Consider the following 18534-nt stretch of genomic DNA (forward strand, 5'->3'; position numbering starts at 1 on the left):
GCCTGTGACTGGCTTGTTTATTACCCTGGAAGGCCCCGAAGGCGCCGGCAAAAGCACCAACCGCGATTACCTGGCCGAGCGTTTGCGCGCCGATGGCATCGAAGTGGTGTTGACCCGTGAGCCCGGCGGCACGCCGCTGGCCGAGCGCATCCGCGACGTGTTGCTGGCCCCGGGTGACGAGCCGATGAACCCGGACACCGAGCTGCTGTTGGTGTTCGCCGCCCGCGCCCAGCACCTGGCCGAAGTGATCCGCCCGGCGCTGGCACGCGGTGCAGTGGTGATTTGCGACCGTTTCACCAACAACTTGTTTTTTAAGGCCTGCCGATGTAAACAGGTGGGCTGAACCATCATATTGTCGGCTTAGATCACGTCAGGCCCGTTTTCAATGGGCTCTCGCTGAAAATACTCTCACCCGCAGACTCTTTATAGCCTACGCGTTGTCAGATTGTAAACCAACGTCAATTTGACGCATTTTCCGTCCAAATGTAAACAGAGAAGCGGCCTTCGACCGCTTTTAAGTATTCCGTCGCTCCTTTGAAGGGGCGACGGTGGCCTGAAAGCCAGCAGAACCGGGCTTTTCGTTGTTTACATTAGCTTTAGAACTCCAGATCTAGGGAGATACGTCCTGGCATCCCGCGCTCGTCAGGAACGGGTGACGCAGTGTGTTCTTAGAGATGAGAAGGAGATCGCCGGATGTAAAACCACCAGTAACGTTGCTAGGCGCGCTCTGATCCACGTGATCGCTGGCGCATAGGCAGACTAGCTATACACAGCTTTTCACTGTCACAGCGCTTCACAGTGCCCCTGGCGCCTGCATAAGGCGGGCGATCTACGAGAAGGGAAATAGAACTTAACTGATTACGCTTTAGCTTGGCGGATCTCTATAGCAGATGCAGCGTCCTGCCAAATCTGCTCTCGGCAAATCATATCGCTTGTGATGGCGGCTTCAAGTTAAGTAATTGGTGGTACACATTTATAGCGGTGTCATTGACGTAGCGTATTTCCTCGTAATACCAAGCTGTTGCCTTTGGCATATGCATAATTTTACGACGGAGGTTTCGAGGTCGGCCTATTTCAAAACCTTTGTACTCCAGATTTCTAACGTACTTTTCATATTCGGAACAAAGTTTAGGGAAGTCGTCAGAAGCTGTATAAATCACGATAAATATGGGGCTAGTACCCGTAGAGTTATATCCGCATACCTTATCTAGGTGCTTCTTGATTACGGTTCGATCAATCTTATCGCCTAATCGAAAAGCCTCAATCACGGACACAAGATTTCCATTGCCGTCCTGAATCCATCCGTCAGTTTCACCAACTTGCTGGCCTGAAGCTGACCAGCCCATCCGTGATTGATCATGAACTGTCCATCCAACAAAGTTCATACGTTGCTTAATCAACGATACTAGCCAGTCATTGATCATGTCTTCATCATCCAGCGGTATTACGGAAGATCCGGCATCAGCTTTCTTCCGAAGTAGATTTCCATTTCGTAGCAAGAGCTCATTTCCTACCTGCTCTATTATCTGAAGGAGATAGGTGTCAATCGAATTATTAGGCTCCATCAATATCTGGCTTTGGTCGTTAGCGTTCAGGGCGCGAATTCTCAGCCAGCTAGTTCTAAGGTCAGTTTGTACTGAATTGATCGTAGGGCCTTGGGAAGAAGTGAGCTGAGGCAAGTAATTAGTCTGTTGAGACAGGAGGCTCGATTCGATGATCGATAATTCGTCTATCGCAAAAGGTGGGAGCACGGTCTCATCTGAACGAAGAGTTTGAATGTAACTGAGTGCCTCATGCCGGCGACCCGATCTCGATAAATACTCGGCGCGTTCGGCAGCGAACTGATAGCTATTTCGCTGTCGGGTTGTAGCCATGCCCCAGAACTCGCCGAATTCATTGAGGTGCCTGGTTTTCAAGCAAAGCTGAAGTATGCTGCGTAATTCTTCATCTGGAAGTTCGGACTTTTTTAAATCAGGGCCAGACGTCTTGAAAATAGACGCCCATGTCTTGAAATGCCCTCTAAGCTGTTTGGAAGACTCAGGGGAGGCTGGGGCAGATAAGGCGCTCTTGATAAGGCCTGTGGCATGTTGTAGGGTTGGTGCGGCTTTGACCAGCTGAGCAAACTGTCTAATAGATGTATCGCTATCGATCGTTATGTTGAGACTTGCAATGAGATAGTTTTTAAATTCATTGACTGATCTTACGACCTCCTTGGAGTCGTTTGCTGTCTTGAAGTTACGGATTAGTTCGCGCTTTTCCTTGATGTCGGGCTCTGCGTTGTCAAATATACTTTTCAGTTCTACTTTGTCGGTTAATTCTTCAATCTTGTTTTTATGTGTTTTATGTGCGGAGTTTCTAATGGAATTTAGGAAGTGTTTGGCAATGTCAATATGACCGTTGTTGGCAGCCTTGAGAACAATCTCAAAGATTTCTGGAATCCAGTTCGGTGAATCTTGCTCTATATCCCGACCCTTGATGATGGATTCAATCTGCTCCTTTCGCTGCTCTGGGATTGTTTTCTCCAAAAGCGTGAATAGTGCGCTCAAAGGAGTAATTGCAGGGGCAAGTACGGTAAGAAGATCATAAAATTGATCATCGTTAAACTCGTTTACGGCTTCGCAAAATGTCGGCCAAAGACGAATGGGGCTGTAATCAGAGTTGTCATTGGAGTAGTTTAAAGCGCCAGAATAATGGTCATGTGCGAAACCAAACCGTCTTGTGAGAGAGATGAGTTCTGAGCTAATGTCATTTCTTGTTTGACTGTCTCGGGCTACGGTGAAGAGCTGAAGTAGAACCCGCAGATGTAGTCTCACTGCTGAGTTCAGGTTGCTCGATCTTTCCGCCGATAGGTTTTTTTCTCGATCATCGCAAGTTTCTAGGGCGAATATCCACTTGGCTCGTTGCCCTTTTGTCAAGCATTCATGGAGTTGGCCCCAAGGTAGTTCGTCAACCGCTAATGGGTCATCTCCACCATACCATCGACCATCAAGTCTCTCTTTTAGGGTATTCAAATAGCTTGAAATGAGTACCTCGCAGAGTTTTTTCAAAGCCTCATTGCTTTCTAAGTTTGGATTGGTCTGGGTTAGTTCAATTGCCCAGAATGCTATGATCCACTCTCCTAGAGGAATAGGCTCAAACGCCTTTCGGTTCAATGTGGCGCGTTGCTCGATAATAACCGCTAGAAGCGGGAGATGGTTTTCAATTAAATTATGCTTATCGCCATGCGGTGCTAGGTAGCTTATCGAGGTGATAGCGTTTCGTAGACTTGACAGGCGGGTGTCTGCGATTACTTGTGTGCGAGAACTTCGGGTGATCTCGTGATCGGCGAACCATGCGACCATTTCGCAGATCGAATCAATCGCAGAATGTATGTCTGTGTACTCGAAATGATCCTCGTAAGCCAGGCAATAGATTTCAAGTCCTTGACTCCACACTAAATCTTGCCATATGCGTTCGTATGCAACTTTATCGGAGATAGGACGCCCGACTCTGGAAATATTTTTGTACAGGCCAATTAACCCTATATGATTTGTTGGCCTATGAGAAAGTAGGAAGCACAGGTACGCAGCGTCATGTACATGGGTGAACAAAAGATTTATTAGTTTTGGGGAAGTAGAGGAAATATCAATCAATTTTTTGGTGAGAGGAAAACTAGAATGGCGCGAGTAGATGTTTCTCTCGTGCTTTATAATCAGCCAAACTAGACTGTCGGATACGCGATCCCGATCATGAAAGCCATCCTCGATGGCCTTCCTCGAACCACGTGATTTTTTCGAGTAAAGTATTCTTTGGCTTGCGCACCAAGTTATTTATCACGTCAGCTAGCGGACTTAAGTTTAGTGAGTCGTTATACACGATTTCAGTGGTGGCACTGGCTGTTTGTATCTGTGTCAACGATTCAACGCGGTTGTAGTCGATCGCAATTTCGGCAGCGCAGCCTTCCCAATCTGCACGCAGGCTTTCATCGGTAATTATGTAGTTGAGCGCGCACTCAAGAAATTCGTCTAAATCTACGTGATGGTCGAAGTCAATTTCGAAGACGTACGGCCGGTCAGCCGCCATGCGCATCCTAGTCGTGTACTCTTCAAAGGCTTCTTTAATCTCCGTAATTTCGGTACGTAGCCTCTTCCATACGAAGGTGCCAACGCCGAAGATATCATCATCGCTGATTGAAAGCGTTACGTGATCTTCCGTCAAGGTTAGGTGTGGCTGCAGCAGTACAAGCTGGTCGCGGGTTATTTTGCTTTTAGAAATCCTTAAATGAGGAGCTTCCAGTTCTCCGCCGCGATAAGACACATCGTAAAGAAGGTCGTGAGCGTGTAGTTGGTTGCGCAGTTTTGCGGGCATTTCCGGTGACGTTGTGACGGTACGCTGAACACACAGATTGTTATGTGGGAAACTGATCATCCTAACCTCCTCTAGATCTTTGATGCTGACGGGATAAGCTAGGCAGTAATTGCCACTATCAACGGCTGGCCAAGGTTGCCTGTCCTCGATCAACCCTTTGACTACCTTTCGTGTTAACAGCCGAGGGTAGATAGTCGCTCTGCAGATTAAGTCCGCTAACAATTCATGTATTCGGTTTGGCCGCACTTGCGACGTTACTGCATGGTGATCCTTATAAAGTGTAAGCTTTTTTTCCAAGTCTTTGATTAGCTCGTACGCACTCATCTACTTCCACACTCCATTGTTTTCGTCACGTCACCGGCGCCCGCGCCGAGCTTACTGATGGAGCTTATACCGTCGCACTGGATTTCGTTTTGACAACTCAGGCCATGATTTCGGTTTTTCCGGCTGTCGAATGTCGCTATGTCCGAATAGGTGCTTGTAAGCTCAAGTGTCGTTAGCAGGATCATTGGCCACCCACAGCCGGTCAACGGTCGTCCAAGAACAGCCAAGCTCCCGCGCTGTCTGGGCACGACTGTAGCCCTGAGCTTTCAATCGCTGAACCTGATCCTTCCTCTCCCGAGCTTCTGCCACAACTGGCGCTTCGAGCTTCTGAGGTTCTGCAGGAAGAACGGTATCCGCCAATCCTAGTGCTTCCATTTCAGCGATGGCTGAAAGCATCACCTCGCGAGGAGTCTGGTGTTGACTGGCTGCGATGACTAATCCGAAGAAAGTTGCAGCATTCACCTGTAGGGCGTCAGCTAGGGCTTTCGTGGAGTCCACGGTGGCTGTGGTTTTCGAAGCCTCAAGGTTGCTGACAAACGACTGGGCAACCTCGCTGGCGATCGCGTACTGGTGCAACCCTTTGGATGTGCGTAGTAATTGGAGTACGGCTGCGTAAGGGCGGCGCAGTGACATCTTGGCGACTCTTCAAAAAGAGACGGTATGCCGCGTTTGCCAATCAACATACAAATATATATAGTGATTCGTGTGTTGATTTTGCTGATTTTCCGGCTTGCCGCACCGCGATGCCGACCTCGTCACTGTCAATTGATGCATAACCATGATGGAGCGTTAGCTTGACCGGCCCAGTCCATAGTGACCTTCTTCTGGAAGACAGTGATCTCCGACAGGGCTCTTCAGCTTCAGTGGAAGAGATCGTTGCAACGCTAGCTCTGCGTGTGCCACCCAAGGCTTATTGCCTGGTGGAGGAGTGGACAATCTTTCGAGCCGATCTCACGCCTGCAGAGCTCATGCGTGTTCATGCCGCTGATCACCTACCGCTCATAATGTTTGCCCACAAGGTGGTAGTGGACTCGCGAGCTCGCTTTCAACCTGGCGATTGGGTGCGTTCTAGCATGTGTACTGCTTTCGATGACGGCGTCATGTTCGAGACCAAGAATACGATTTACGTTTTGATGGGGTCGGGGCATGAGCAAACTGCGAGTCTCAAGTCCATTTTTTCCTTCTTCTAATTTCCGTTTTATATGAGCTCTGCAAAGCAAAGGACATCCCATGTTCAGAACACAAGACTCAGATCTTATCGGCGTCCCGGGGATCTTTGGTGAAGGCCTTGCGCATTGGCATAGCGTGTCACGGATTCTCAGAACTCACTGGTACCACCTCACCGTCCGTGTGAGCGAACAGGGGCGAAGCACTGAACTTACTCACATGATTGAGGGTGAGCACAGGTTGCAGAACATGCTCGTGACCCAGAGCGATGAACAAGAGCTAGTCGACGTCCAGGTTATGACTCCGGCTTGGATGAACAGAAGGGTTGGATGGGATATGGAGCGCGTAACAAAAGTAACTCTCGGCTACGACAGTGATTTTGAGGTTTGCCTGATAGAGGTTGAGGGAGGGGCTGTCTACCACAACTCGCATCGTCCAGGCTTTCAAATCGATTCGCTGACAGACCTTCGCCCGATCTTCCTCTCGAACATGATTCGATCAGTCTGAAATTACCAAGATTTGCGCACGATACCAGCGCGTCTGGTTGCGTGCGCAATTCTTGATAACGCCCTACGAACTGCAACTGGAGCGCAATCATGCTCGACACGTTAGACGTCAATTTTCATGGGAAACGCCATACTGATTTCGATCTCACACGAATTATCAAGGCTGAGGCGCAGGGCTTCGATTTACCGGTAACGGCCTATCTGTGTGGAGTTTCAATTAAGGCTCGTGCAGGCATCGGTGTGGTCTTCGGCCACAAGCGTAAAGACCAATATGGTCGGTTTGGTGATGGTCATCTGATCAGGACTTCTGATGTGTTGAAAGTCGAGCGCGAAGGGCGCTTCTGGGTGATGACGACCGAGAATTCGCGCTATGTGCTGGCCACGTTTCAGCGGGGCAATGGTCGTTCAAGCTTACGTGAGTTCTTACGCCTCTCCCGAACGCTCCACCCAACACCTCGGCTTCTGCAGTGATTTTCGTCGGGCTATCGACGATACATTTCCCTGTCCAACCTGATCCTGAGGGCAGGTCATGATCGTCAAGAAGGGCGACGTTATTACTTTGGCCTCAGGGATCTTTGAGTCGTACAACCGTGAGGGGCCATTTATTGCCGTCCATGGTTTCGATATTGATGCGTTTGTTTCGGAGAGGGCTCGTGCGGGCATGACGAGGTTAGAAGTGGATGACCTACTTGAGGACATTCCCGCAATGCTCATTGAGCGAGGGCTCATTGCAGAGTTGCCATGTCGTAGGATCTATCTCGGAGCGATGGGTGAGATCGATATCAAAGCCGAAAAGTGTGACCATAAGGGCACGTTTTGTAGGCCCCTTCGCCCGGGAATCAGGGTGTCTCTGTCGTCTAATACCAGCATTTAGTGGCGTGCCCTGCGGGATGGCTGTCGTGAACCGAGCCTCGTGCCGAGTCTCGACCCTTCGGGCGTCCATCCTCACGCCTCCGGCCTTAGGCCTGCGCGCTCCGCTTGCCAAAAAAGCAGCTAGGCGATCCCAGCAATACGGACGCTGTTTTCCACCAGAAAAATACGTGGACACCATCGCCGTAAATGCTACTGCTCTGAAAACGCATAGGCGGGAAACGTATGATGCTGTGACGTCTACTTGGCCGGTTTGGAGCTTGGCTTCTACCTAGCTTTCAAGTGCGCTGCGTTTATGAGCCGCCTCTCTAAAAGGGCTGAGCATTCCTCAGACACTGAGAATGTCATGCCCTCAGGGTCGCCGGCTGATCACTCTAATCGTTGTCGAAGATCTGCCATCCGTCCTCGAGGGGGAAAATCGGGCTGTGTTGAAATTTTCCAAATGGTGACCGTGCATCATGTGGAAGGAGCGGGAATGAATTCCGGCCATCCAATAACTCTGGGTAGATCTTGAAGATCCTCAGATGGTGCAAAGGGAGCGTCTGAATGTACGCCAGAAGATTGCCTAGGTTGATAGCCACTTTAGGGTTTCCTGGCGCTTGGAGTTCAGCAGTTATTGCCTCCGAGATGTTCCACTCGACTTCGGTGATCTCCATGCCTGGCCGGGCGTCGGGCCAAGACGAGGATAATTCTTTGGCGTGATGGAAGCTTTTATAGCCAAGACCTTTGGCGATAACAGTTAGTGCTTGAGAGTGACTGATGGGCTTCAAGCCGGGCCAGGTTTTGAAGAGAACGCGAGCGGCTTTCTTCAGGCCTGCGTGACGTTCAAGATCAACAGGGAAAACGGGAAGGATCATCGCAAACTCCGGTCGTTAGCGGTGTCGGCTGCCCGCGAATGACGACTGTCGAATGCGTGGTATGGAGGGTGCATCACCTGTGACAAAGTCTTTGCGTGCCGACCGCGCGATTCAGGTACTCGCTTGGTCAGCATGCTACTGATGGCTCGCCAGTGGGTCAATAAGGGAGTCGGTGCTACTGCTCGTTGCCTACGGATGCGCTCACGAGGCCTATATCTCCAACGACGAAATTTCTACCGTAGCCATTCTTCTCCAGCCTCAACACTCTGGCCCTAAAGTCACGGCTCCCTTCACGCCAGGAATATGGATTGACGCGCGGACACGACCTCGGCTACGTAAATTCAGCGTTAATGGACGGTAGTGCTTTCGAAAGCGTTTCCTCCGTGCAGCCATCGAGTAGTAAACAACCTTGCAAACTCTACCGCACCTTTGAAATTCAACTGAGATGACGCATAGGATTTCATGAGCAGGGAGCGGGGCAGTGCCCAGTCCCACTTCTCCTTGATTAGATTCTCGACTCCATCCAGTAACGCCTCAATATCGTCGGGATCCAGTTCCGCAACTCTTGCGAGGGCGTCAGCGACACTTTTTTGTGAGTCGCCGAGCGACAATGCAAGGCCCGAACTCTCGCAAGACAGTCCTACATAGTTGAACATGAGCACTAGAGCGTCGTTGGTTTGGTCGCCACGCCAAGTCAACAAATGAGTTTTCGAGTCAGAGCCGTAGGTGAATTCATGTGCTAGCCCGAGAGATCTGAAGGATTTACGGGCTTCGCTCAACAGCTCCTGCGCTTTGCTATCGATGAAGGGGCAGGGCGTTATTTCAGTCAGTACGGCCCTCATCTCCTCTCTTACATGGTCATGTACCGTCGCACCAAGCCCGTCGAATTGGGGTGGCTGACCGCCTCGAGCGGCGGTTACGACGATCACCTTTTTTTCGATATCTACATCCAGTACGCGCCAACGCCGGCCACCAAAGATAATCCGCTGCCCCTTCATTAGAGGCCGACTGACAGGGATTGACCCAAGCGGCTTGCCCTCGCGGATAAGCCTGAATTCTTCATCGCTGGTGAAGGCGCTATAGAACTCGTAATGGTTGATCAGTCGTTCGCCGACTTCTCCTGGTAGTAGGTAACCTGAGCTGTCCTGCACGATCAGTTTCTTCTCGCCGAGTCCCTTCAGTAGAGCAAAGAAGTCAGGCTTGGAAATGCTTTTAAATGTCCCGCTTTCAACCAGACTACCCCATAGCTGCGCCGCGCTGGCTCCTCCTTGCTGTGCGATTACTGACAGAATTTGTTGTACCAATGTCGAGGCATGCAATCCCTCTGCCCTAGGCGGCTCAAACCAGTTGCCAATCAGCAGCCTGATCATCGCGATGGTTTGGACGAGGTTCTGGCGAAGTAGATCTGATAGCAACGATTGATCTGTAAGCTCACGTTCCTGACAGTACGCCCGTAGCGTAGCGGGTTCATCGTTCCGGCGACCTGACCGACCTAGACGTTGGCGCAGGCTTGCGACTGATGGCGGAGAGCCTATCTGGACGACCGTCTTGATGTTGCCGATGTCTATCCCAAGCTCCAGAGTGGTGGTGCACACGGCGGTTGCTGGCGATGTGCCTGCTTTGAGCGCGCGCTCCGTGTCTTCGCGAAGATCTTTCGAAAGACTACCGTGATGAGGCAGGAATTCGTTCGGCATACCGCTGATTTCACACAGGCGACGTAGGCGGTCTGCGTACCACTCCACCTCCTGCCGGCTGTTCGGGAAGACCAAATTGTTACTGCCACGCAGCACCTTGTACATATGGGCGGCGATGGCATGTCTGGAGCCCGATTCGTCTTCCTCCTCCTCCTCTTCATCTTGATTCTGATCAGGCTCAGCTTTCGGTGCTTCAACGAGGAGCAGCTTTTGCATTGGCGGCATCACGTAGCCGCGCACTTGCACTTGAAGATTCTGGCCGGATGATTTTGATTCAATTACCTGTACCCGCTGAGGATGCCCGGGCCGAAGAAACTCACTTGCTAGCGACATATCTCCCAGCGTGGCGGACAACCCGACTCTCGGTAGAGCCTTTCCGGCGACAAGCTCTACACGCTGCATCAATGACTGGAGCTGCTTACCACGCTCGCTACCAATGAAAGCATGTAGCTCGTCGACCACGATGTAACGCAGGTTCTGGAACAGCCCGGCCAAACTAGAGCCCCTGTTTACGAATAATGCTTCCAGAGACTCAGGTGTGATCAGCAGAACGCCTTTGGGAGACTTGAGGAACTTGTGTTTTTTGCTTGCTGACACATCACCGTGCCATGCCACAACAGGGAGATCCAGTTGCTCACACAGTCGACTCAGTCTGTCCCACTGATCGTTGATGAGTGCCTTCAGTGGGCTGATATAGAGGACAGCACCTGCAGGGTCGGGGTGATTCATCAGGTTTGTGAGGATGGGCAAGAACGCGGCCTCAGTTTTACCCGCAGCAGTTGAGGCGGCGATGATCACGTCCCGGTCAGCTTCGACTAGCGCTGAAATCGCCCATTCCTGGGCGTCCCGCAATGCTGTCCATCCTTGGGCCCAAACCCATTGTTGGACGGCTGGATGCAGGCGCTCGAAAGACGAGGATTCAGAGTTTGAAACTGGTGAGCTCATCGTCTGCCTCGATGCTTAAATCCTGCATGGCGCCATCGTCTTGAGCAATCTGAACAGCGCCTACCAATGCACGCCAGTCCGCGCCGGGGTTCTGCTCCAGTACGGCGAGCAAGTTGATGAACGCCGTAATAGTCGTACGAGGCGTCCGGAAGTAGGCTTCCCCCAATCGTTGATTGCAGTGCGACATGAATGCAGGAATTGCCTCATCTGGCATCAAATACTTGTCCGGGTCGCCGTAGGCATAAACGTTACGCAGCTTTTGAAGCAGTACGTAGAAGTCTTCCGGAGTCAGGCTGCTCAGGCGGATTACGGGCCCGGACAGGTCGATCAATCCAGATTTGGCAAACGTGTTTTCAGCAAGCCGTGACTGCAAGGCGGGGTAGCTGTAAAGCCCGCGACGCGTGTCCATCAAAAACTCTGGCGTACCGCCGAGGACGAAGCCTAGACCCTCAGTGGTGCCTTGTAAGGAATCATTTAAAATCCGCAAGATCTGCTCGTAGTTGGCGTTGCGTGCCTGGGTGTTCGCTAGCTTGTACAGGTTGACAAGCTCGTCCAGACAAATCATGAGGCCGCCAAACCCTGCAAGCCGGACGAACCGCGACAGTAACTTCAACTGATCGTAGACCGATGCGTCATCAATGATTGTTCGGACACCAAGCGCCGCACGAGCATCTGTTCTAGTAGTGAATTCTCCTCGCAGCCATCGAATGGCATCTGCCTTCAGCTGCTCGTCGCCTTGTTCAAACCCTTGGCAGTATTTGGCAATTACGTCGGCGAAATCGTAGCCGTTTACCATCTCAGTGAGTTCGGCCAGAAATTCGCGAATGACGATTTCGCTCTCGACACCTCGCGTTTTGGCTTCAGATTTGGCTTGGGAAATGAATTTCTCAACAATACCCTGCAGCGCGCCACCGTCCGGTTTCGTCCGGGTGGACATGTTTTTAGCGAGCTCGGCATACAGGGAGCGTGCTTGTCCTCCGGATGCATGAAGCCTACGGTCGGGATTCAAATCGGCGTGCATTGTGACCAGCTTTCGCTCCATCGCAATGCCTCTGACAAGGTTGAGAAAAAAGGTTTTCCCCGCACCATATTCGCCTACAACGACCCTAAAAGCGGAGCCGCCGTCAGCTAGTCGATCTATGTCTTTCAGAAGAGCGTCTAGCTCTTTCGCTCGACCCACCTGAATAAGATGTTGGCCCGCACGAGGAACTACACCGGCTCGCAATGACTGGATGACCGCATCGCGATCTTTGGGGCGTATCGTGCTCATAAGGCTAATTCTTCCAGGATATCTGGGTTGATCTCGATGGGGTCATCCCCCTCGGAGACTGGCATGTCGAACCGTTCAAACGCCATGTCGTTGATGTGCTCGAGAGCACCGTCCAGCATGAGTTCCATATCAGTGGCAACATCTTCCAGCTCTTGGCGGCTCCATTCTCGGCGTGACACGATCATTCGTAGAAACGCTGAGTGTTCTGTGTCGAGCCCATGCACAGTCGCCGTATGATCAGTTGGCTGATCCCTGATACTGACCTTCACGATAGGCGGTTCCGGAGATTCATCATTGAATACCTCCGCCAACAATGCTGAAACCGCTGCCGTCTCGCGTTGGAGCTGCGCAATTTTGTCCATGTCCAAATTGAAGCCTTGGGAGGCGTCAGTAATGCTTGACGTACCACCGGCCTGTTTGGCACTAGGCTCGGCACCAAGTGCGGACGCAGCGGAAGAATTCCTAGAAGGGGTGATGGCCGCGCCGTGTAAGTCCCCGTAAAGCAGCTGCGTATCCAGCTCAAGTGTTTTATAAACGCGCTCCAGCAGCCGGACTTCCTGAGGCGAAACGTTTCCGTCAGCTTGAGCGAGATGAGCTAGGAACCCAGCTATGGTGCGTTTGGCGTCGGCACTCAGAGGGCTTAACTTTTTCTTTAGGCTCGCCAGTGTAGGCGGCTGAAGAATTTGGATTTGCAGGTGGGCTTTGAGCCGTTTCTGATGAGATACGCGAAGATGACTCCAGGAATCGATATGCCGCCCTAGCTGGGTCATCTCATCGCCTGAGCTTTCACCATCTACGGCCGCAACCGCGCTTGCCAAATCCAGTGTTACCGCTGCAGCGTGATAGTCCGAAGATGTCCTTAGGCTTCCATCATCGTCACTCGTCGCGAACAATACGATCGTGTCGGAATTTTTGGGAGTACGGCTACCCGATAGTACATCTGGCTCAAAGCCGATATTCAAAGACTCGAGGGCTCTTGCCAAGGCTACAATTGTTCCACGAGGCAGAGCTCCTGAAGATCCAAAGCGACCTGCCAGATCCCCAAAACTCATCACCAACTGCTCATCCCCGGCTTGGAGTTGCAGTTCAGCGATTGCATCCTTCGCCGCTGCCGGCCATAGGGCCACCGGCAGTTGCAGAATACCCTCCAGATTTGAGGCTCCTTCTGGGTTACGACCTAGGTATCTGCTGTATGGGTCGAGGGCTATAGTGCATTCATCCACCATAGCCTGCAGCTTGTTACGCGTTGCCGAAGTAGCGGAAACATCCGGTATATCACCCAACGCAATTTCGGGAGCGCTCAAGCGCGAAGAGGCGGAGCGATAGGCGATTTTGAGCAGAGTCTTATTTTGGGTAAGCACAAGGCCCTTCGGATAAAGGGCTGAATACCGGGCCACGAACAGCTGCGCAAACTGATCCGCGCATCTGCTCACAGCAGTGCGGCGGCTGATGTTAGGGTCTGACTGTACCCATGCCATTGCCCACGCCGCGTTCAGGGGATGTTTATCCAAAGCCATTTGGCCTAATGCCAGTCGTAGCGCAATCGGCAATTCAAAGCCATTCGACTCAAATCGAGGCGGTGCATTCAAGTACATCTGCGGTTCCACATCCATGAGTTGTATGTGGTTGAGCAGATTCGACGCGTAGTTTCGAAACGATGAATTGTCCCCGTAGAGGGTTTTAAGACGCTCAATCTCCGCTGCGATGGTGGGGAGTTCCGAGCGCGCGGCCTCATCTGTAATTGAATCAATGATGGCCCGACGCTCGAGACCGTAAAAAAAGATGAAGACATATCCTATATCCACACTGGGTGCACAGCGGCCCTCGGACAGCCATTGCAGGTACCCACGTCGTGCTGCAGGAGAAATGCCGCTGTAACTCGGCCAATACCCGGTTAGCTTCTCAGTGAGATCCACATGCGCAGCGTGCACAGTCAACTGGCCGTCAATCAACGAGGGCTCTTGGTCAAACGCCCGATCTGCTCTCTCAGTGAAATACACCAAGGCAACCTTAAGGGCCTGTCCGCCGACGGTGATGGTTTCATCTTTTCCAATCCATCGCGCTTTCGGGGTTAGGTTTTTAGGCTTGGGAATCGTGAATTGCTGCTCAGGCGAGCTCACCCTGATCGTATGGAAATCTGAGCCAGCGCGGTCTCCGCTGTTCACATCAACGCTGATTTCAGATTTTTGCTCGTGATTTGACAAGGAGGCGGTCTGACCTAATGAGTCGGCTAGGATATTCGTTTTAAGGCGAGGAGGGCGCTTCGGTGGCGCTGCGGAGTACTTCATTATTAGCCAGATGACGGCAACGATTCCTGCCAAAACTGCGACTGTGAGCCGCAGCTTTGATGGTGCAGCGGCGATGGCCACGACCAGTATCAGTATCAAGATCACCGCGCTCGACATGCCTAGGCTGCTTTTTTGCTTCCGTGCCATCAGGCGCTCCATGAAGTTCGGCTGGCTTATTGGCAGTATCTGCATTTTTTCGATTGGCGCCAAGCATGGCAGTTGATGTAGGTTTATCTCGCCGATGTACCGCAACAAAATTCTCCATAGATTGAGCTAGGTGGAGAGCATCGTCCTTATTTCTGGAATCGCGTAACTTTGTCTCTAACGAAGTCATCGTCGCGGGTTTGCGTGCAGCAGAGGTTTGGCCGCTGCTAAGCCAGGCGCAGAGATGGCCCTCGTACTATGCCAATTCGGCAAACGTCGTACTTCATTATCACATCGGGCCGGATCTTAAAGACGGGGTATCTTTCTACTTCGAAACGTTCGGCTTAATGCGCACTTCGATGAATCGCGGATGAGCGCTTTGGCCGCTATCACTCCGTCGCGATAATCTGACTTTGTAAAGTAGCGTCCGCTTAGGCCGGAGCGCTACCTAGCCTTGACCGTCCACAACTGATCCATTTTGGTCGTGTAGCTCTGACTCATCAGCTCCCGACGCATCGCCCAACCAGGCGCTGCTGGCACACTCGCTACCCGAAGGATTCCCTTTCCCCAGCGGCCATTGATCTCATCCAGAACGCTCATGACCTTGTCTGCCATTACAGGTTGCGAATGAGCGAACAGGTCATCAGTGAACTCGCCAGGCTGCCGTAGATCCATCAGCAGAACCTCCGCCTTACTGTATTTGTAGCCCGGTCGGAAGAGGCGATTGACCGCATCGGTTGCGGCCTTCGTCATGAGTCGCACGTCGTTGGTCGGGTACGGCAATTCCACCAGAGCTCCATTTGCATATTTCGCTTCCTGGGGATTGAACATGCCGGTTCTAATGCTCACACGGATCTTCTTGCATAGCGAGGTTTGTGCTCGGAGCTTTTCCGCCGCGCGTTGTGTATAGGTAGCGACCGCTTCCCTAATCGGCTCAATTTCGGTGAGCCGCGTACCGAACATCCTGCTACAGCAAATCTCCTGCTTGGGAGGATCAGCCTGACCCAACTCCAGACATGGGGTGCCGGCGAGTTCGCGAGCGGTTTTCTCGACCACCACGCTGAATTTTTGGCGAAGCATCCACGGGTTGGCTTTTGCCAAGTCCATCGCGGTCTTGATGCCCAGCGTTTCCAGGTGCGCCTTCATGCGCCTGCCGATGCCCCAGACCTCGCCGACATCGGTGTTGCGCAACGTCCAGTCCCGTTTGAACGGGTCGCAAAGATCGACCACGCCGCCGGTGATATCTAACAGTCGCTTGGCGGTATGGTTTGCGAGCTTCGCCAGCGTCTTGGTGTGAGCAATACCCACCCCGACTGGAATCCCCGTGCACTTGAAAAGAGTGGAACGCATACGTCGCCCAAAAGCAGATAGATCACCTGGGACGCCAGTGAGGTCGGCAAACGCTTCATCGATGCTATATACCTCGAGCGCTGGCACCATCGATTCGATAATCGTCATGACGCGTTCGCTCATGTCGCCGTACAGACCGTAATTACTGCTAAAAGCCACGATTCCATGCCGGCGTAGATGGTCTTTGATCTGGAAGTACGGCTGGCCCATTTTCACGAAAGGCTTCGCGTCGTAGCTGCGCGCAATCACACAGCCGTCGTTGTTGGACAGCACCACAATAGGCGTCTTGGCGAGGTCAGGTCTGAAGACGCGCTCGCAGCTCGCATAGAAGCTGTTGCAGTCGATCAGGGCGAAGACAGGTTCACGTATTGTCATGATCGCGGACGCTGTACTTCACGACACCCCAGATCACAAGCTCATCACCTTCCATGACATGTCTCGCCGGATATTTTGGATTCTCCGACAAAAGCATCACGGCGTTCTCGCGCAGAAGCAGGCGCTTGCAGAACGGTTCCGAATTCAACGCTGCGATGACGATATCGCCACTGACCGCATCAATGCTCCGATCAACCACCACCAGATCCCCTGAATAGATCCCGGCGCCCTGCATACTGTCTCCATCGATCCTTACCAGGTACACGTGCGGTGCACGTATATCGAACAACTCATCGAGGGAAATGTGTTTCTCAATGTGGTCAGCAGCTGGCGAAGGGAACCCCGCAGGCACCTTGGAGGAATAGAGAGGTAGTTTCTTACCGCCAAGTGCGAGTGGGCCGAGGATGGTGATGCTCATGATGCAAGCCTTTTGGAGATTAACTGTACATACATACAGTTAACGATTTGCTACGCTTGCGGTCAATCTCATAAGACAACAATTAGACGGGTGACAGCATGTGCGGACGCTACTCGGTCTACGAATCGATGGATCACTATCTCAAGGAGCTTGCGCCGAAGCAGCTGGTGATCAATGGCTATGACCTGTGGCCCGTCGAGCGGTACAACGTCGCGCCCTCTACGCGGGTGGAAATCATCCCGCCAGCGGCGGACGGCTTGAGTGTCGATAAGGTCAAATGGGGATGGGCGCCGTTCTGGGCGAAGGGAAAGCGTCCTGACCCAATAAACGCGAGGGTCGAGACCGTCATGACCGGGAAGTTTTTCAATGAGCTCTGGCCAAATGGTCGCGTACTCGCGCCGGCGAACGGTTGGTTTGAATGGGTTAAAGACCCCGATGATGCTAAGAAAAAGCAGCCCTACTTCATCACGCTGAAAGAGCAGATTCCGATGTTCTTCGCCGGCCTGGCTGAAGTACACCAAGGCCTGGAACCGGATAATCGCGACGGTTTCGTCATCATCACCGCTGCGAGTGATCAGGGCATGGTCGATATCCATGACCGCAAACCGCTTGTTCTGGCACCTGAGCACGCTCGCGAATGGATTGATCCTGAGATTTCAGTTGAACGAGCGAAGGAAATCGCGATAGACCATTGCCGACCGGTTACCGATTTTCATTGGTACAAGGTTCGCAAAGATGTGGGTAACGTGCGTAATCAAGGCCCGCATCTGATTCAGCCCCTCTCACTGGCCGAAGACGTCGATGACTGATTTCAGTCGCAGTCCAGCGTATCGGCAACTGCACGCCTGCGAATTGAAGTATTGGCATGAGGAGGGGAATAAGGTTTTTCCATGCGCGGCCATCTGAATGTAAAAGCAGCCGGATTAGTCATGGAATTCCCAACGTTTATCCGTACTTGCCGGCTTCAATCGTTGATTGTCCGACCTCAATTCGGGAAGTATTTCACCACCATCGGGTTTGGAGAACTGGCTGGAGTTGGAACGACCCCCTGTGGCCGGAAGTCTACCTGTAACTGTTTATAGGTAAGGTACAGAGCAATGGATAAGACAATCACCGTCGATCAACTGGCTACCACCGACCTAAGGTCAATCAACGAGATATGGCTCGGCGAGACTCATACCCAGCTGTGCCTATGGCGTGGAGAGCAGGTCTTCACCCACGAGATGATGAGTGAGGGCACTCACGATCAGAATGTCCGACGCCTGTGCTTGCAGTTGGTCGATCCTGACGATCAAGCCGCTATTGTCAGCATTGAGTTGATCGTGCGCGAACAGCTAAAAAGAATGGGGAAGGAGGGGGAGTTTTATCCGGCTGAGGAGACCAATACTCATCTATAAGAAAAGGCGCATCGGCCATTCACACGGAATCAATCCAAGACCTACTGTCGCTTGGGAACAGCTTTTAATATCGGCTGGCCGGGTGAAAGACCTCACGAGCAGCTACTTGTAAGTGCGGGCCGTGATTTATCGTGTAACCTTCTTGTATTACTCACATCGAGAATTTCTTATGTCTAAACTCGCTGAATTCCGCCAGCTCGAAAAACACCTCGCAGAGCAGCTCCAAGCGCTCGAAGCCCTCAAAGGTGATGCTGGCCTGAAGCAGGAAATCGAATTTGAAACCAAGCTTCGCGCCTTGCTTGCCAAGTACGGCTACAGCTTGAAAGACATCATAAATCTGCTTGATCCACAGGCAGCTCGTCGTGCGCCAGCTGCCCAGCCGCAATCGGTGACCCGCAAGCCTCGCCAGTTGAAGGTCTATAAAAATCCTCACACCGGCGAAGTCGTAGAAACCAAGGGTGGGAATCACAAGACGTTGAAAGATTGGAAAGCAGAACACGGCTCGTCGACTGTCGAGTCCTGGCTGACAAAATAATTTCGGTTTGAGTACAAAAGGGCCTATTAGGGCCCTTTTTTATTGCT

At 52.1% G+C, this 18534-nt stretch carries 14 protein-coding genes and 1 pseudogene; 6 read left to right on the plus strand and 9 right to left on the minus strand.

Annotation, left to right across the window (positions count from 1 at the left end):
* Window positions 1-4: 4 nt before the first annotated feature.
* Window positions 5-301, plus strand: a pseudogene (gene tmk / locus DBR46_RS24120) (dTMP kinase); the annotation flags it as partial.
* A gap of 622 nt (window positions 302-923) precedes the next feature.
* On the opposite strand, the gene DBR46_RS30605 reads toward tmk, so the two are convergent.
* The 3 genes from DBR46_RS30605 to DBR46_RS24130 all read right to left on the minus strand — a co-directional run bounded on the left by DBR46_RS30605 (window position 924) and on the right by DBR46_RS24130 (window position 5304).
* Window positions 924-3341, minus strand: coding sequence for a hypothetical protein (locus DBR46_RS30605; protein WP_256659385.1), 2418 nt, complete (start codon window positions 3339-3341; stop codon window positions 924-926).
* Window positions 3342-3726: 385 nt separating this feature from the next.
* Window positions 3727-4407: a hypothetical protein gene (locus DBR46_RS30610; protein ID WP_256659386.1), complete on the minus strand. Its 681-nt coding sequence runs from the start codon at window positions 4405-4407 to the stop codon at window positions 3727-3729.
* A 426-nt stretch (window positions 4408-4833) separates the two neighbouring features.
* The gene (locus DBR46_RS24130) at window positions 4834-5304 is read right to left on the minus strand and encodes a helix-turn-helix domain-containing protein (protein WP_124528230.1); all 471 of its coding nucleotides are present in this window, start codon (window positions 5302-5304) and stop codon (window positions 4834-4836) included.
* Between the two features lie 597 nt (window positions 5305-5901).
* Between DBR46_RS24130 and DBR46_RS24140 the strand changes: the two genes are divergently transcribed.
* Together DBR46_RS24140 and DBR46_RS24145 are read left to right on the plus strand one after the other, a co-directional pair.
* Window positions 5902-6345, plus strand: a complete 444-nt coding sequence (locus tag DBR46_RS24140) for a hypothetical protein (RefSeq protein ID WP_124528232.1) — start codon at window positions 5902-5904, stop codon at window positions 6343-6345.
* Between the two features lie 89 nt (window positions 6346-6434).
* Window positions 6435-6815 carry a hypothetical protein gene (locus DBR46_RS24145; protein ID WP_053479755.1) on the plus strand — a complete coding sequence of 127 codons (381 nt, stop codon included), beginning with the start codon at window positions 6435-6437 and terminating at the stop codon, window positions 6813-6815.
* Window positions 6816-7588: 773 nt separating this feature from the next.
* On the opposite strand, the gene DBR46_RS24155 is transcribed toward DBR46_RS24145, so the two are convergent.
* The 6 genes from DBR46_RS24155 to DBR46_RS24185 form a co-directional block, all read right to left on the minus strand.
* Window positions 7589-8071: a hypothetical protein gene (locus DBR46_RS24155; RefSeq protein WP_124528233.1), complete on the minus strand. Its 483-nt coding sequence runs from the start codon at window positions 8069-8071 to the stop codon at window positions 7589-7591.
* A 347-nt stretch (window positions 8072-8418) separates the two neighbouring features.
* Window positions 8419-10710, minus strand: a complete 2292-nt coding sequence (locus DBR46_RS24160) for a DEAD/DEAH box helicase (RefSeq protein ID WP_124528234.1) — start codon at window positions 10708-10710, stop codon at window positions 8419-8421.
* Entirely contained in the window at window positions 10685-11980 is a 1296-nt protein-coding gene (locus DBR46_RS24165; RefSeq protein WP_124528235.1) for an ATP-binding protein, read from the minus strand. Before DBR46_RS24165 ends, DBR46_RS24160 begins: the two co-directional genes overlap by 26 nt.
* Window positions 11977-14415, minus strand: a complete 2439-nt coding sequence (locus DBR46_RS24170) for a TerB N-terminal domain-containing protein (protein ID WP_124528236.1) — start codon at window positions 14413-14415, stop codon at window positions 11977-11979. Before DBR46_RS24170 ends, DBR46_RS24165 begins: the two co-directional genes overlap by 4 nt.
* 441 nt (window positions 14416-14856) lie before the next feature.
* Window positions 14857-16137 carry a translesion error-prone DNA polymerase V subunit UmuC gene (umuC, locus tag DBR46_RS24180; protein ID WP_124528237.1) on the minus strand — a complete coding sequence of 427 codons (1281 nt, stop codon included), beginning with the start codon at window positions 16135-16137 and terminating at the stop codon, window positions 14857-14859.
* Entirely contained in the window at window positions 16124-16555 is a 432-nt protein-coding gene (locus DBR46_RS24185) for a LexA family transcriptional regulator (RefSeq protein WP_124528238.1), read from the minus strand. Before DBR46_RS24185 ends, umuC begins: the two co-directional genes overlap by 14 nt.
* A 98-nt stretch (window positions 16556-16653) precedes the next feature.
* Between DBR46_RS24185 and DBR46_RS24190 the strand changes: the two genes are divergently transcribed.
* The 3 genes from DBR46_RS24190 to DBR46_RS24200 all read left to right on the plus strand — a co-directional run bounded on the left by DBR46_RS24190 (window position 16654) and on the right by DBR46_RS24200 (window position 18487).
* A complete protein-coding gene (locus DBR46_RS24190; protein ID WP_124528239.1) occupies window positions 16654-17364 on the plus strand; it encodes an SOS response-associated peptidase family protein in 711 nt (236 codons plus the stop codon).
* Between the two features lie 288 nt (window positions 17365-17652).
* Window positions 17653-17952 (plus strand): hypothetical protein, encoded by a 300-nt coding sequence (locus tag DBR46_RS24195; protein ID WP_124528240.1) that lies wholly within the window; start codon window positions 17653-17655, stop codon window positions 17950-17952.
* Window positions 17953-18121: 169 nt separating this feature from the next.
* A complete protein-coding gene (locus DBR46_RS24200) occupies window positions 18122-18487 on the plus strand; it encodes a histone-like nucleoid-structuring protein, MvaT/MvaU family (RefSeq protein WP_124528241.1) in 366 nt (121 codons plus the stop codon).
* Window positions 18488-18534: the final 47 nt, after the last annotated feature.

Origin of the sequence: Pseudomonas sp. KBW05 (assembly GCF_003852405.1) — a bacterium.
Classification (GTDB): domain Bacteria; phylum Pseudomonadota; class Gammaproteobacteria; order Pseudomonadales; family Pseudomonadaceae; genus Aquipseudomonas.